Origin of the sequence: Streptomyces sp. PA03-1a (genome assembly GCF_033792805.1) — a bacterium.
GTDB lineage: Bacteria > Actinomycetota > Actinomycetes > Streptomycetales > Streptomycetaceae > Actinacidiphila.
On the sequence record NZ_JARAVO010000026.1, the window covers coordinates 13,637 to 28,689 of the forward strand.

10 protein-coding genes are annotated in these 15,053 nt (G+C 67.5%); 5 read left to right on the top strand and 5 right to left on the bottom strand.

Annotated features, from left to right (window positions below):
- Window positions 1–210: 210 nt before the first annotated feature.
- The 5 genes from PV341_RS08230 to PV341_RS08250 form a co-directional block, all read right to left on the bottom strand.
- Window positions 211–1,287, bottom strand: a complete 1,077-nt coding sequence (locus PV341_RS08230; protein WP_500357229.1) for an ABC transporter ATP-binding protein — start codon at window positions 1,285–1,287, stop codon at window positions 211–213.
- Window positions 1,287–2,354, bottom strand: coding sequence for an ABC transporter ATP-binding protein (locus PV341_RS08235; protein WP_500328787.1), 1,068 nt, complete (start codon window positions 2,352–2,354; stop codon window positions 1,287–1,289). Before PV341_RS08235 ends, PV341_RS08230 begins: the two co-directional genes overlap by 1 nt.
- Entirely contained in the window at window positions 2,354–3,265 is a 912-nt protein-coding gene (locus PV341_RS08240; RefSeq protein WP_500328786.1) for a carbohydrate ABC transporter permease, read from the bottom strand. Before PV341_RS08240 ends, PV341_RS08235 begins: the two co-directional genes overlap by 1 nt.
- Entirely contained in the window at window positions 3,265–4,131 is an 867-nt protein-coding gene (locus PV341_RS08245) for a carbohydrate ABC transporter permease (RefSeq protein WP_199789178.1), read from the bottom strand. Before PV341_RS08245 ends, PV341_RS08240 begins: the two co-directional genes overlap by 1 nt.
- Before the next feature lie 80 nt (window positions 4,132–4,211).
- Window positions 4,212–5,735, bottom strand: a complete 1,524-nt coding sequence (locus tag PV341_RS08250; protein WP_500328785.1) for an extracellular solute-binding protein — start codon at window positions 5,733–5,735, stop codon at window positions 4,212–4,214.
- A 303-nt stretch (window positions 5,736–6,038) separates the two neighbouring features.
- On the opposite strand from PV341_RS08250, the gene PV341_RS08255 reads away from it, so the two are divergent.
- The 5 genes from PV341_RS08255 (at window position 6,039) to PV341_RS08275 (ending at window position 15,038) form a co-directional block, all read left to right on the top strand.
- The gene (locus PV341_RS08255; RefSeq protein WP_500328784.1) at window positions 6,039–6,773 is read left to right on the top strand and encodes a GntR family transcriptional regulator; all 735 of its coding nucleotides are present in this window, start codon (window positions 6,039–6,041) and stop codon (window positions 6,771–6,773) included.
- Window positions 6,774–6,874: 101 nt separating this feature from the next.
- Window positions 6,875–7,444 (top strand): DJ-1/PfpI family protein, encoded by a 570-nt coding sequence (locus tag PV341_RS08260; RefSeq protein ID WP_500357231.1) that lies wholly within the window; start codon window positions 6,875–6,877, stop codon window positions 7,442–7,444.
- A 582-nt stretch (window positions 7,445–8,026) separates the two neighbouring features.
- Window positions 8,027–11,953 (top strand): ThuA domain-containing protein, encoded by a 3,927-nt coding sequence (locus PV341_RS08265; RefSeq protein ID WP_500328783.1) that lies wholly within the window; start codon window positions 8,027–8,029, stop codon window positions 11,951–11,953.
- A 94-nt stretch (window positions 11,954–12,047) separates the two neighbouring features.
- Window positions 12,048–14,081 carry a ThuA domain-containing protein gene (locus PV341_RS08270; RefSeq protein ID WP_500328782.1) on the top strand — a complete coding sequence of 678 codons (2,034 nt, stop codon included), beginning with the start codon at window positions 12,048–12,050 and terminating at the stop codon, window positions 14,079–14,081.
- 810 nt (window positions 14,082–14,891) lie between these two features.
- The gene (locus tag PV341_RS08275) at window positions 14,892–15,038 is read left to right on the top strand and encodes an FCD domain-containing protein (RefSeq protein WP_500357233.1); all 147 of its coding nucleotides are present in this window, start codon (window positions 14,892–14,894) and stop codon (window positions 15,036–15,038) included.
- Window positions 15,039–15,053 lie beyond the last annotated feature (15 nt).

A 15,053-nucleotide genomic window follows, 5' to 3' on the forward strand; every position in this document is an offset into this window, starting at 1 on the left:
GTGATGTCCGGCGTGACATCGGCGATCGCGCCACGCGCGTGGACGAAGCGGTCACACGACCTCGTCGGGGTCGAGGTTGCCGAGCGGGTCGAACGTGGCCCTGGTTGCAGGGCGACGCCCCGCGCCTCCGATCGCCTTCTCGGGCCAGGGCTGCTTCGGCGTCATCAAGGCGTGCTCACGGGCGCATGTCGACGTCGCCGCCCTGCCCGGTTACCGCCCGGCCTCGGACAGCGCCAGCCCGGTGCCCGCATCGAACAGGTGCGCGCGGTCCAGGTCGACCGTGACAAGCAGCCGTTCGCCCGGCGTACCCGTGACGGTGGGTCGTGCCTTGACCTTGAGGATCTCCGTCCCCACTCGGACGTCGACCACGGTTCTGTCACCGAGCGGCTCAAGGCCGTAGAGCTCACCCGACAACGACGCGTCCCCACGCTGCTCGATGGACAAGTCTTCTGCCCGCAGGCCCAGCAGCAGCGGACGACCGTCCTCAGCCGTGGTCCAGCGGGGCCGCGGCAGCGTCCAGCCTTCCGCCCCGACCAGACGATCCCCCTCGGCGCGGCAGGGGAGGAGGCTGATCGACGGGCTCCCGACGAAGCCTGCGACCCACTGGTTGGCTGGTCGCTCGTACACCTGGGTCGGCGTTCCGACCTGTTGCACCTTCCCCTCCTTGAGGACCGCCACCTGGTCGGCCATGGACAGGGCCTCGACCTGGTCGTTGGTCACGTGGACGAAGGTTCCCCCGAGACTCCGGTGGATGCGGGTGAGCTCGGTGCGCATCTCGACGCGGAGCTTGAGGTCGAGGTTCGTCAGCGGCTCGTCCATGAGAAACGCGCGCGGGCGACGGACCAGCGCCCGCGCCAGCGCGACACGCTGCATCTCACCGCCCGACAGCTGCGCGGGACGACGCTGCAGCAGACGTTCGATGTGCAGCAGGCTCGACATCCGCTCGACGGCAGCGGCGATCTCGCTCGAAGAACAGCGGCGTGCCCGCAGCGGCGAAGCGATGTTCTCGTACGCCGTGAGTCGCGGGTAGAGGGCGTAGCTCTGGAAGACCATTGCCAGGTCGCGTGCGGCCGGGGAGTCACCGGTCGCGTCCCTCCCGTCCAGATGCACCGACCCGGCGTCAAGCCTCTCAAGGCCGGCGATCGCTCGCAGGGTCGTCGTCTTGCCTGCCCCGGAGGGCCCGAGCACCACGAAGAACGAGCCGTCCGGCACGTCCAGCGTCACCCCGTCCAGGGCCTGGACCTTGCCGAAGGACTTGCGCAGCCCGTGCACTGCCACGGTTCCCATCAGGCCACCAGCTCTTCCGTGCGCACGTCGTAGACCGGCGGGGGCCCGCCGGTGTGCCGCAGCCCGACCGGCGCGCCAGCGGCGAAACGGACAGTCGGTGGCATCCGAACCCGTACGTCGCGCCGGCCACCGTGGTCGACCACGCAGATGATTTCGTCTCCCAGCCACTCCGCCGAGACCACGCGGGCCGGGGCCGAACGCTCCGCCCCTGGTTCCGTGACCTCCAGCGCCTCCGGCCGGACGCCTGCGACCAGGCGACGGTCGCGCGGCAGGCCTGGCGGTGGCGTGAGGACCAGTCCGCCCTGACTGCGCAGCTTCCCGTCGGCCAGCTCCACCTCGATCAGGTTCATCGGCGGGGAGCCGATGAATGCGGCACAGAAGAGACTCGCCGGACGGTCGTAGACCTCCAGCGGCGTGCCGATCTGCTCGACGCGGCCCTTGTTGAGGATGGCGATTCTGTGGCCGAGCGACATCGCCTCGACTTGGTCGTGGGTGACGTAGACCATCGTCGTCCCCAGTCCCCCCTGCAGGTGCTTGATCTCCGTGCGCATGTCCGCCCTCAGCTCCGCGTCCAGATTGGTGAGGGGTTCGTCCATGAGGAAGGCGCGCGGTCGTCGCACCAGGGCGCGAGCAAGCGCGACGCGCTGCTGCTCCCCGCCGGACAGCCGGTGCGGTCGCCGGTCCAGGAGCGAACCGAGCCGCATCAGCCGGGCGGCCTCGTCGACCCGCTCGCGCACCTCCGCCTTGGGCAATCCCTCGGCCCGCAGCGGGAACGCCAGGTTGTCGCGGGTTCTCAGATGCGGGTAGAGAGCGTAGAACTGGAACACCATGGCGATGTCGCGCTCTGCCGGCGGCAGGTCGTTGACCAGCGTGTCGCCGATGCGGATGTCGCCCGTCGTCTGCCGCTCCAGGCCGGCTATGGCCCGCAGCGTGGTCGTCTTGCCGCAGCCCGAAGGGCCGAGCATCACGAACAGCTCGCCGTCGTCGATGGACAGGTCCACGTGCTCGACTGCGACCGTCCCGTCCGGGTAGCGCTTGTGCAGGGTGGTCACCTCGATGCCCGCCATCAGCGTCGCACCGCCCCGAGCGTCACACCGGCGACGAGGTGCTTGCGCACCAGGTAGGCGAAGACGAGCACTGGTAGGGCGAACACCAGGGAGGCGGCGGCCACGAGACCCCAGTCCACGGTGGTTCCGCCGATGAGCCCGGCGATGGCGGGTGGGGCCGTCCGTACGTCGTCGCTGGAGGTGAGGAAGATGGCGAACACGAACTCGTTCCACGAGAAGATGAGTGCGAAGACCGCCGTGGCGGCGATGCCGGGCAGGAGCAGGGGAAGGGTGAACCGCCGGAACGCCTGCAAGCGGGTGTAGCCGTCGAGCATGGCGGCATCCTCGTATTCTGCGGGCACCTCGTCGACGAACCCCTTCATCATCCAGATCGTGAACGGGACGTTGAAGGCGGCGTAGATGAGAATCAGGCCGAGCTTGCTGTCGATGAGCCCGACTTGGCGGTACATGAGGAAGATCGGGATCACGACCACCACAGGCGGCATGAAGCGGGTGGACAGGATGAAGAACAGTTGGTCCTTCTTGGCCTTCACGGCGAAGCGCGAGTAGGCCCAGGCCGCCGGGACCCCCAGCACGGTGGCCAGCACCGTGGAGGCCCCGGCGACAAGGAGGGAGTTGAGGAACGCGACGGACAACTCCGAGCGACCGCCGCCGGGGGCGAGGAACACGTCCTTGAAATGGTCCATGGTGACCGTGAAGTGGAAGAACTTGGCCGGGATAGCGTAGACGTCCCGGTTCTCCTTGATGGACGTCTCGATCATCCACAGCACCGGAAAGAGCATCACGACGGCCAGCACGGTCAGCAGCGCGACCTCCAGCACGGAGCGACCCCGGCCGCCGAAGCGACGCGCGGGGGGCGTGTGATCCTGGACAGGGCCTGTGGACACGGCCTCGTCGACGGAGACGGCCATCAGTCCTCCTTGAGCTTGTTCAAGTAGCGCAGGTAGAGCTGCGTGAGGACGATGACGACGAGGACCATGAGGATCCCGTACGCCGAGGCGGTTCCGGTGTTGAAGCCCAGGAACGCGACCTTGTAGACGTGGAACGACAACGTCTCGGTGGAGACGCCCGGACCGCCGCTGGTGAGGATGTAGACGAGGTCGAACAGCCGGAAGGCCTCGATGGCCCTGAACAGCACAGCGATGAGGAGCAGCGGCCACACCAGCGGAAGAGTGATGGTGCGGAACCGGAACCACTCGGACGCCCGGTCGATCGAGGCGGCCTCGTACAGGTACTTGGGGACCGCGGTGAGGCCCGCGAGTGCGATGAGCATGATGAACGGCGTCCATTGCCAGGTGTCGACCACGATCAGGGAGATCAGTGCCGTTCGCTGCTGGGTGAGCCACTCCACCTGCCCCAGGCCGAGCGAGTCGAGCATGCTGTTGATCACGCCGAACTGCGCGTCGAGCATGAATCGCCAGAACAGCCCGACCACGACCGGCGACAGCATCATCGGGACCAGGAACGCAGTGGTCAGCAGTCCTCGCCCGTGCGTGCGCCGTGAGATCAGGTAGGCGATGGAGAAGCCGAGCACGGTCTGCAGGGTGACCGCGCCGACCACGTAGATCAACGTCGTCAAGGCCCTCGTGTGGACCTGCGCCGAAGTCAGGATGGCGGTGTAGTTCTCGAACCAGACGAAATGGGCCGGCCCCCCGCGGGTGGCCGAGTAGTCGGTGAAAGACAGGTACAACGCCCACAGCAACGGGAACACCGACATCGCGAGCAGCAGCAGCAGCGCGGGGGAGATGAAGGCCACGGCGAGCCCGCGGTCACTCAAGCGGCGGGACCGACCCGGTGCAGGCGGCGTCGCGGACGCCACCTGCTCGGGGTGGTCGGTCGTCAGCGGGGCGGGGTCACTCACAGTCCGCCGCCGCCCTTGCCGCTGCCGGAGTCGAGCACGCTCTGCTGCTCCTTGGCGATGTCGTCGAGCGCATCCTTCGGCTTTTTCGTGCCGTTGAGAGCCGCGTTCACATTGGTGTTCTCGATGTCGACGAGGCGCGCGTACTCGGGCACGTTCCACATGTCCCGCATCCGCGGAACCGAGTCGGCGTACACCTGGTTGAACGGCCCGGCATTGAGGAACTCGGGCGACTGCAGGGCGTCCGTACGCGCGGGCACGCCACCGGCCGCGGCCCACTTCTTCTGGATGTCAGCCCGCTCGAACCACTTCATGAAGTTCAGGGCCTCCGCCTGGTTCGCTTTGGAGGAGTAGGCCGACACGTGCATCCCCATGCCGCCGAGAGGCACCAGGTTCGTCTTCTGGCTCGGCAGGGTGGCAAAACCGAGCTTGTCGAGGATCTGCTCCCGCGTGGTGCCGAGCGTCGACTGCTTCGGGTCGAGCAGGCCGCCGCTCGCGGCGATCCAGTTGAACGCGATGCATGCCTTGCCCTGGGCGACCGCCGCGTTCACCTCGTCGATGAACCAGTTGCCGGAGCCCTTGGCGGTCAGCGGCTTCATCTTGTTGACCAGGACGTCCATCGCCTCCTGGCCCGCCGCGTCGTTGAGGACGCCCTCGATCTTGTGCGTCTTGGCGTCCCAGAGGTTGCCGCCGTAGACGCCGTTGACCGTGTTGTAGGTCACGGCCGCGGCGTCGGAGCCGTTGGCCTGGTGGAAAGCCAGCCCGCTGACACCAGGGTTGTCCGCCTGGCACTTCTCGGCGACTGAGATCATCTCGTCCCAGGTCTGCGGTGGCTTGTCGCCGATCAGATCCTTGCGATAGATCATCGTCCAGGTGTCGCCGAGCAGCGGCAGTCCGTACAGGCTGGCGTTCTCGTCGCGCTTCCCGGTCTCCGCCTGCGGGAACTGGCCGTAGGCCGCCAGGAGGTACGGGTTGTAGGCCTTGACGTCGATGTTCTTCTTGACGAAGTCGGTGATGTCGAGGATGTTGCCGTTCGTCACGGCCTCACCGATGTGCTGCGAGTCCAGGATCGGGATGTCGAAGTCGGTCTTGTGCGCCGCGAACTGGGTGAACATCGCGTCGTGCCAGTTCGCGTTCGGCACGGTGTTGACCTTGATGGTCACGTTCGGCCGCTCCTTGGTGTACTCCGCGTTGGCGAAGGCTTCCAGAGCGTGAGCGGGGGGCCAGTCGAACCAGATGAAGCTGAGGGTCAGCGGGTCCTTGGTGAGCTCCGGGATGGTCGCCGGCGCCTTGGGCGCGCTCGAATCCGCGCCGTCGTCCTGCCCGCAAGCCGCCATGGTCGCGGCCACTAATACGGCCGCCGTCACCAGCTGCGCCGTTCGACCGGAAACGGACAGTCGTCTTATTCGCTCTGGATGCCGCATCTTCCTGCCTGCCTTCTGGGTGGGGAGCTCTGGAGCCTTCCTGCGTGCTTCACCGAGCAATTGCTGGGGGATGTTCAGGCGGGTCGACGGCTGCCGCAAGGGCTGACCCGCAGACCGGCGTCACGAGTACGCCGCGAGGTAATGGGGCTTCAAGCAGTCGACAGGTCCCTCGGCCCTTGTGCGGCCCGGCGGCGAACCGAGAAGGACATCGAGCATGCTCATAGGAGCTCCAACTGATCAAAGCGGAGCGATGGCGGGCGGTTCCGCGACGGGTGGACGGGTGAAGGAGGGCTGGCGTCCGTCACCTTTCCTATACGATCTGAATGGGAGCATCAACATCCCGCAGCATTGCGACCGATGTCAACAGGTTCGCGAAGACGTAAGAAAGGACCTCACGTCACGATGGACGACGAAGCGATGATCGCGAGGGGCCGTGGGGCCATGACGGGCGGAACGCCGCCGGGAAGATCTCGTGGCCGGCTTGCCGACGAGGTGTACGACACGCTGCTCGGACAGCTGATGTCGCTACGGATCGAGCCTGGTTCCCGCGTCACGATCGACGTCCTGGCGCGAGAGCTGGGGGTCTCGCAGACGCCGATCCGAGACGCTCTGAACCGCATGGAGGCCGAGGGCCTGGTCGTGCGTGTGCCCCATGCCGGCTATCACATTCCCCCCCAGATCACCCGTCAGCGATTCGAGGACATGCTCGAGCTCCGCCTGCTCCTCGAGCCGGCGGCGGCGCGCAGATCCGCCGAACGCGCATCATTGCAGCAGGTGGCCGGCCTGCGGCGACTGCTGGAGGAGATGGCGGAGCTGGAGGGGGGCACCGGGCTCATGGCCTATGGCGCCTTCGGGCTCCGCGACGCCGCTTTTCACAATCTCATCGCCTTGAGCGCGGAGAACCAGCTCATCCGCGAAGCGCTCGCTCGCCTGCACGCGCACGTGCACCTGTTCCGGCTTCTCCACGACACCCAGGTCACTCACCTGGCGATGGCCGAGCACGAAGACGTTGTGGGCGCGATCGCCTCGCGTGACCCCGACGCCGCCGCCTACGCCATGCGTCGGCACATCCTGCTGTCCGGCGAGCGGTTCCGGCGATTGTTCGACGAAATCAAGGGTTCGGACGGTATGGCGTAAAGGCTTGACGGGCGGGCTGGGCCGAGGAATGCTAACGCAATTGGATCAGATCGGATTGGATTGGATCGACGTCACCCCGCCTCAGATGCGAGGAGAAGCAGGTGCCCAGAGCGCTGCTCCTGACCGGCGACGCCGCCGAGGAGCTCGACACCATGTATCCCTACTATCGCGTTCAGGAGGGCGGCTGGGACGTCGACGTCTCGTCACGGACGATGCGTGACGTTCAGCTGGTCATCCACGAGTTCGACCCCAACTCCGACGCCTACGTGGAGAAGAACGGCCGAAAGCTGCCGGTCGACGTGCCCTGGGCCGAGGTCGACGTCGAGCGCTATGACGCCCTCATCATCCCTGGCGGACGCGCCCCCGAGTGGATCCGGGTCGACGCCGACGTCAGGCGCATCACCGAGCACTTCTTCGCGCGCAACCTCCCGATCGCGCTGGTATGCCACGGCGCGCAGGTGCCGGCTGTGTACGGACTGCTCAAGGGCCGAAAGACAGCGTGCTTCCCCCCCATCACCGGTGACATGGAGAACGCGGGCGCGACGGTCATCGACGCTCCCGACGTCGTGGACGGCAACCTCGTCTCCTGCCGCGGATGGCCCGACATGCCGCAATTCGGCGCGGCGATGATGGAGCTCTTCTCGAAGTCCATCAACTCCGCATCGGCATGACCACACCTGACCTGCCCCGGTGAAGCCCGAGCCACTCGCCGACCTGTGCCACCGCCATCGTCATGCGCCGGTCGCCAGAGGCCAGGCCTCTGGCGATGTCGGCCACCCGGTGGCTCGATCCTGGCCAACCTCTTCAACCCGCGAGTGATCGTCATCTGAGGCCATTTCGCCTCGCCGGCCCAGTGGCTGCTGCCCAACGCACAAGATCAGCTGCAACGGCTCGTGGTGGCAGCTCCAGCCGCCCAGTGCCGATTCGTCGCCTGCACGCTCGGCTTCGGCGCCGCCTCCCGTGGCGCGGCGAGCACGGTGATCAACCACATCGTCGACGACCCGACCGCGATCACGGACTCACCCAGGTCGGCACCTTGCTGACGGCCCCACAGACCTGGAGACGGCACCCTCCAGCAACCGCACTATCCGCTACCACCAAGTGGCCATAAGCGCGGCGGTTCGCGCCGTGCCTGACATCCCCCAGGCAGGAAGGTTTTTTCAATGTCACCACGTCATCGAACGTGGCCCAGGCTGCTCGACGCAGCCCTGCCAGCAAAAGGACGACGCCCGAGACGTCGCACCGCGACCACGATGGCCTTAGCCCTCTTCGCCCCTTTCCTCACGCTCCTCGCGACGCCGGTGAGCGCTGCGGCCCCCACGGCGGCTGAGCCCGCTCCCGTCGCTGCACCGGAGCTGCTGCAGCCGTCCGCGCCTGCCGCCGAGGCCGCACCACCAGACGCCCGCTTCAAGGTGCTCGTGGTGCGCAGCACCCAGGACGCGGTGTCGTCGGCCGGCCTGGCCGCGATCCGGGATGCGGCCAGACCCGGTCATTTCACGGTCGTGGCGCCCGGGCCCGCTGACGTGGGCGACCATTTCACGGAGAAGAAGCTGAAGCAGTACCGCGCGGTGGTGTTCTTGGACACGGGTCTCGCGAGCCCGCTCACGGACGCGCAACGCGCGAACTTCGAGGACTACTTCCGCGACGGCGGCGGCTTCGTCGGCGTCGGCTCGGCGGTCGAGACCGACGAGTCCTGGTCGTTCCTGACCGACATTCTGGGGACGCGTGCGTCCGGCACGACCGACGTGCAATCGGGTGACGTGAAGGTCGCCGACCGCGTCCACGACGCGACCAAGGATCTGCCGCAGATCTGGTCGCGGACCGACAAGTGGTACAACTTCAAGAAGAACGTGCGCGGTGTGTCACACGTCCTCGACACCGTCGTCGAGGACCCGTTCGGGCCGCAGCCACAGGGCGCCGACCTCGACGGGATCGCCGGGGGCACGATGGGCGCCGATCACCCGGTCTCGTGGTGCAAGGACTTCCAGGGCGGCCGCTCCTTCTACACCGGCCTGGGCAACACGGCCGCGAGCTTCGACCCCGGCCTCACCAGGCACCTCAAGGGCGCGATCGGCTGGGCCGCGGGCCAGGCCGACCCGGCCTACAGCGATTGCGGCGCCACCGTGCTGGCCAACTACCAGCAGACGAAGATCGGCTCGCCGCCGAACCTGCAGGAGCCGATCGGCTTCGACCAGCTGCCGGACGGCCGCGTTCTGCAGACGGACCGCCTCGGCTCGCTGCGCATGCACGACTCGACCACGGGCGTCACCACGGTCGTCGCCGACTTCGCCGATCCGAGCCTGCCGATGACGCAGCAGATCTACTCCGCGGGCGAGGACGGGCTCTACGGCCCGGCGGTCGACGCCAACTTCGCGACCAACAAGTGGGTCTACCTCTACTACTCGGCGAAGGAGGTCACCGACGTCAAGCTGAGCGACGGATCGGTCATCACCCAGATCACGCCGAACACCACCCCGCCGAACGTGGCAGCGTCCAAGACCGCGTGGGATCCGTACGTGGGCTATTTCCAGCTCAGCCGCTTCAAGTTCGTCGACGCCACCGACAGCACGCCGGCGCACCTCGACATGGGCTCCGAGCAGCAGATCATGCGCGTGCCGGTCAACCGCCAGGAGTGCTGCCACGTCGGGGGCGACATCGACTTCGACAAGCACGGCAACCTCTGGATGGTCACCGGCGATGACACGCCCGCGGGCGGCATCAACGCCGGCGGCTACGGGCCGTACAACTCGCAGAAGACCGACGAGCAGCAGACCGTGCGCGTCACCAACGCGACGGGCGGCACGTTCACGCTGACCTTCGAGGGCCAGACGACGGAGCCGATCGCGTGGAACGCGGATCGCAATGCGATCGACGCGGCGCTCGAGGCGCTCTCGAACATCGAGGCGGACGAGATCCAGACCAGCGGCGGCCCGGTCAACACGTCGAGCGTCAACGTGTTCTTCCGCCGCGGCAAGCAGCAGTCCGCTCAGCCGCAGATCACCGCCGACGGCGCCGGCCTCAGCGGCACCGCCACGCCGGCGATCGCCACCAGCACGGCGCAGGAAGGCGGCTGGTACCAGCGGCTCACCGGTGACTCGCGCCGCACCGCACTGAACACCAACGACCTGCGCGGCAAGGTGCTGCGGATCAAGGTCAAGGACGGCAACATCTCCGCCGCCGACGCCAACAAGGCCGCCTTCGGCCCCGGCACGGGCGCCTACTCGATCCCGCCGGGCAACCTGTTCCCGCTGGTCGCGGGCAAGCCGCGAGACAAAACGCGGCCGGAAGTCTACGCGATGGGGTTCCGCAACCCGTTCCGGATCCAGGTCGACGAGAACGACGTGGCCTACATCGGCGACTACTCGCCCGACGCCCAGACACCGCAGCGCTCGCACGGCCCGGCGGGCACCGGCCGCTACGAGATCGTGCGCAAGCCGTCCAACTACGGCTGGCCCACGTGCTACAAGCGCGACCTCGCGCACTACCAGTGGAACTTCCACGAGTTCGCGCCCGGCACCACCACACCGGGCACGCCGCTGAACGACCCGCCTCAGAAGTTCGACTGCAACGGGCCGACACAGCGCAACGACTCGCTGTGGAACATCGAGGGCGGTCCGACGGTCGAGCCGGGCCTGAGGGACGTCCCGCCGGTCACCGACCCGGACATCTGGTACTCCTACCGCGACAACAACACGAGCGCGCCGCTCGGCACCCCGTGCGAGGCCTACTACGCGCCGACCCCGGGCCCGATCGCTCCCGGCTCGACGAGCGAATGCCCGCGGCTGTTCCCCGAGCTCTACACCGGCGGCGTCGGTCCGCACGGGGTCACGAAGTACCACTACGACCCGAAGAACCCGAACCCTCACAAGTTCCCGCCGTACTACGACGACTCGGTGATCATCAGCGAGTGGACGCAGGACACGCTGCGCGAGGTCAAGCTCGACAAGCGCACCAACCACGTCCAGAAGATCAACAACTTCCTGGATTGCGGCAGCCGTGCGAACGCCGGGGCAGGCACGTTCCGGTTCGAGTGCGACAACCCGATGGACTTGCAGTTCGGTTCTGACGGCGCGTTCTACCTGCTGACCTACGGCAACGGGTTCAACGTCATCAGCCCCGACGCGGGCATGTACAAGTGGGAGTACGTCAAGGGCAAGCGCGCGCCGAAGGCCGTGCTCACCACGGACCGCACCGACGGCTCAGCGCCGCTGACCGTGAAATTCTCCAGCGCCGGCTCGCTGGATGAGGATCCCGGCGACTCGATCCGCTACGAGTGGAACTTCGGCGACGGCTCGGCGATCGAGACCGACCCGAACCCGACACACACCTACACGCAGTCCGGCCGCTACACGGCCGTGCTGACCGTGCTCGACTCGTCCGGCAGGCAAACCTCGACCAGCACCGTGATCACCGTGGGCAACACGAGCCCGACGGTGGTCGTCGATACGCCGGTGGAGGGCGGGACGTTCGCGTTCGGCGAGGACATCCCGTTCTCGGTCACGGTCACCGACCCCGAGGACGGGACGGTGGATTGCTCCGAGGTGCAGGTGACGTTCGTGCTCGGCCACGACGCGCACGGCCACGCCGAGGAGTCCGTCAACGGCTGCTCGGGCGTGCTCCACACGGACGCCGACGACGTCTCACACGGCGGCAACGTCTCCGGCGTGGTCCAGGCGCGCTACACCGACCACGGCGGTCCGGGCGGCGTCCCGCAGCTGACCACGACCGGCCAGCACCAGATACGCCAGAAGCACCAGGAGGTGGAGTTCGTCGTCAACCAGTCCGGCACCAACACGGCGACCAACACCGACGGCGGCGCCGGCGTGCACCGCGGCAGCCTGGGCTCGGGCGACTGGCTCCAGCTCAACGGCCCGTTCAACCTGACCAACATCGATTCGATCACGTTCCGCGCGGCGGACGCGGCGAACGGCCGCACGGCCGGGTCGCCGCTGGCGGCAATCGAGGTCCGTCAGGACTCGGTCACCGGGCCGATCCTGACCACGGCCAACCTCGTGTCCACCGGCGGGACGGGCACCTGGACGAGCCAGACGTTCCCGGTCTCGATGTCCGGGACGCATGAGCTGTTCCTGGTGTTCCGCCCGGTCACATCCGGCGCCACGGGCGGCAACCTGTTCAACCTGAACTGGGCCGAGTTCGTCGGTACGGGCGTCGGCACCTAGCGAACCCGCCCGTGACGACGAACCCCGGGGTTCGTCGGCACGGGCATCCGCACCCAGCGCACCCGCCTGTATAGCGGCAGGAGAGAAGACACTCATGCGGAGAAGAATTCGCACATCGGCAGTGGCCGCCTTCCTGACGGCGGCCGCACTCACCCCCGCGACACCGTCGTGGGCACAGGAAACGACACCGCCGACGATCAACGTGGCGACGCTGTCGCCCTCTGCGCCGACCGGCCAGAACAACTGGTACACCGGCCCGGTGACGCTGAACGTGTCGGGGACCGACGACGTCGGCATCGCCAAGTTCCAGTACTCGCTCAACGGCGGCGCCGCCTACATCGACGTGCCCGTCGAGGGGGCGCCGACGTCGGCCACGGCGTCGGCGGTGATCACGCAGGAGGGCAACACCAGCGTCCGGTACCGCGTGGTCGACACGGCCGGAAACGTCGCGGCGTTCCGCTCGATCTCGGTCCGGATCGACACGCGCGCGCCGGCTGCATCGTACCCGGCGATCACCGACGGCCACGTCGGTCACGTCGCCACGCTCATCCCGACACGCACGGACCCCGCCCCCGGCTCGGGCGGAGTGGCTGTGCTGAACATGTACCTCGACGGCAAGCTGGTCCCGCCGTTGCCGGTGCAGACCTCCGACCTGTCGCTCGGCGTGCACACGCTCGCGGTGCATCTCTCCGACGCTGCTTCCAGCAGCGCGAAGTACACGCAGACGTTCATCGTGACGACCTCGTTCGCGGACGTCGGCACGCTGATCACCCGGTTCGTGACCGCCGGCAGCGTCTCGGCGGAGGTCGGCGAGGCGCTCCAAGCCAAGGTCGACCAGGCGAAGGCGCTCGCCGACGCCGGTTCGGCCAAGCGCGCGAGCCAGGTCCTGAACGGGTTCGTCACGATCGCCGGCCGGATCGCGCCCGGCTCGGCCCGCAGCACACTCGTGGGCGATGCTCGTTACCTGATCGACCAGCTCAACGACCGGCTCGCGCCGGAGCCCGCGACGGGCCTCACGTCCGAGCCCGCGCAGGGCCCGAAGTTCATCCCGGACCCGGTGCTCGCCCCGCTCCCGCACAAGCCGGACGCCGACTACAACGTCCTCATCTTTTCCAAGACGACGGGCTTCCGGCACGACCACATCCCGCACACCGTGGCCGCGATCCAAAAGCTCGGCATCGCGAACAACTTCAACGTCGACGTCTACGACCCGCAACTCCCGACGGTCACGCTGCCCACGAGCCCGTTCCTGAGCCTCGACACGCTCAAGCAGTACGACACGATCGTCTTCGAGTCCAACGTCGGGCACCCGGGCCCGCTCAATGCGACCACCGAGCAGCCGAACTTCGAGGCCTACATGAAGCAGGGCGGCGGCTATGTCGGCATCCACGGCGCCGCCGACTCGTTCGAGGTCGGCACCTGGCCGTGGTACGGCAACCTCGCTGGTGGGTTCTTCACCAGCCATCCGAACGGCCAGAACGGGTTCGGCCAGTGCGGCAGCTGCATCCACGCCGAGGTGGTGACCGAGGACAAGACGCACCCGGCGACCGCGCATCTCCCTGCCCGGTGGATGACGGTCGACGAACTCTACAACTTCGACCGCAACATGCGGGCCGACGTACACACGCTGCTGAGCCTCAACGAGGACAGCTACCAGCGCAGCCTCAACAGCGGCAACGCGGCCACCAACCCGCTGCAGCTGATGAACGGCGACCACCCGATCGCGTGGTGCCAGAACTGGGACGGTGGCAAGGCGTTCTCGAACATCCTCGGCCACTTCCGGACGCAGTACTACGACGACGCGTTCATGCAGATCATCCTCGGCGGGATCGAGACGACCGCCGACCGCACGGACGCCAACTGCTCCTCCTACCGCGAGACCAGCCTGCTGATCAAGGCTGACCGAGCCAACGGGCTGCTGACCGCGGACGCCGCGGACGCCGCCGGTGCCGCCCTGGACATCGCGCGGGACAGCTACCTGGCGACCAAGTACACCACCGCCATCCCGGCGCTGAACTCGATCGTCGACCTGGCGAACGACAAGGCCTCCGGCGAGGCTGCGGCCCGTTCCGAGCTCGCGCGGCAGGCGCGCGAGCTGCGGGAGTGGATGCAGAACCTCAACCGCTGACCCGTTCACGCGGCGGGGCGGCGAATCGCCGCCCCGCCGCGCTGACGCTGGAGCGCGCAACACTATCGCGGATTTGTGCACGACCTTCTCATGATCATCGACGAAACATCGGTAGGTACCGCACGTGACCCATCCTCCCAAGGGAGCGGTGATGCGGTCGGGTCGACGCCCTGCAGGCGGCATTCGAACACGAGGTCCAAGCCGGCGGCGGTTGCGGCGGCAGGGGCGATCACCGAGGCCGATCGCGAGGTCGTGATGAGCCGGCCGAATGAAATGAAAGAACGCGTTCCGCGACGCGGAGAACGGATGCGTCCGCGATCGGAGGGGAGGAAGATGACGGTGACCCTTGGACGAATTGCCGGGCTGTCGCGGGCGCCGCCCCGCAGACCGGCTCCACGAGTACGCCGCGCCGTACTGGGTCTTCAGTCAGTCGAGAAGTCCTTCGGCCCATGTGTGGCCCGGTGGCGAACCGAGCAGGACGTCGAGCATGCTCAGGGGAGCTTTAGGTGGTCGAAGTAGGGCGCTGGCGGGCGGTTCCGCGGTGGGTGAAAGATGGCTGGCGTCCATCACCTTTCCTATACGATCCAAGCGGGGCATCAACATCCCGCAGCATACGACGACCGATGTCAACAGGTTCCCGAAGACGCTAGAAGTGACCTCACGCCTATGGCGCCTTCGGGCTCCGCGACGCCTCTTTTCACGATCTCATCGCCTTGAGCGCGGAGAACCAGCTCATCCGCGAAGCGCTCGCTCGCCTGCACGCGCACGTGCACCTGTTCGGCTTCCGACACCCAGGTCACTCACTTGGCGATGGCCGAGCACGAAGAAGTTGTGGCCGCGATCGCCTCGCGTGACCCCGACACCGCCGCCTACGCCATGCGTCGGCACATCCTGCTGTCCGGCGAGCCGTTCCGGCGATTGTTCGGCGAAATCAAAGGCTCGGACGGAATGGTGTAAAGGCTTGACGGGCGG

What these genes read in the sequence shown, in the direction of transcription:
- PV341_RS08230 (WP_500357229.1), bottom strand. Translation starts at nt 1,287, where the DNA reads ATGGGAACCGTGGCAGTGCACGGGCTGCGCAAGTCCTTCGGCAAGGTC.
- PV341_RS08235 (WP_500328787.1), bottom strand. Translation starts at nt 2,354, where the DNA reads ATGGCGGGCATCGAGGTGACCACCCTGCACAAGCGCTACCCGGACGGG.
- PV341_RS08240 (WP_500328786.1), bottom strand. Translation starts at nt 3,265, where the DNA reads ATGGCCGTCTCCGTCGACGAGGCCGTGTCCACAGGCCCTGTCCAGGAT.
- PV341_RS08255 (WP_500328784.1), top strand. Translation starts at nt 6,039, where the DNA reads ATGGACGACGAAGCGATGATCGCGAGGGGCCGTGGGGCCATGACGGGC.
- PV341_RS08265 (WP_500328783.1), top strand. Translation starts at nt 8,027, where the DNA reads ATGGCCTTAGCCCTCTTCGCCCCTTTCCTCACGCTCCTCGCGACGCCG.
- PV341_RS08270 (WP_500328782.1), top strand. Translation starts at nt 12,048, where the DNA reads ATGCGGAGAAGAATTCGCACATCGGCAGTGGCCGCCTTCCTGACGGCG.
- PV341_RS08275 (WP_500357233.1), top strand. Translation starts at nt 14,892, where the DNA reads ATGGCCGAGCACGAAGAAGTTGTGGCCGCGATCGCCTCGCGTGACCCC.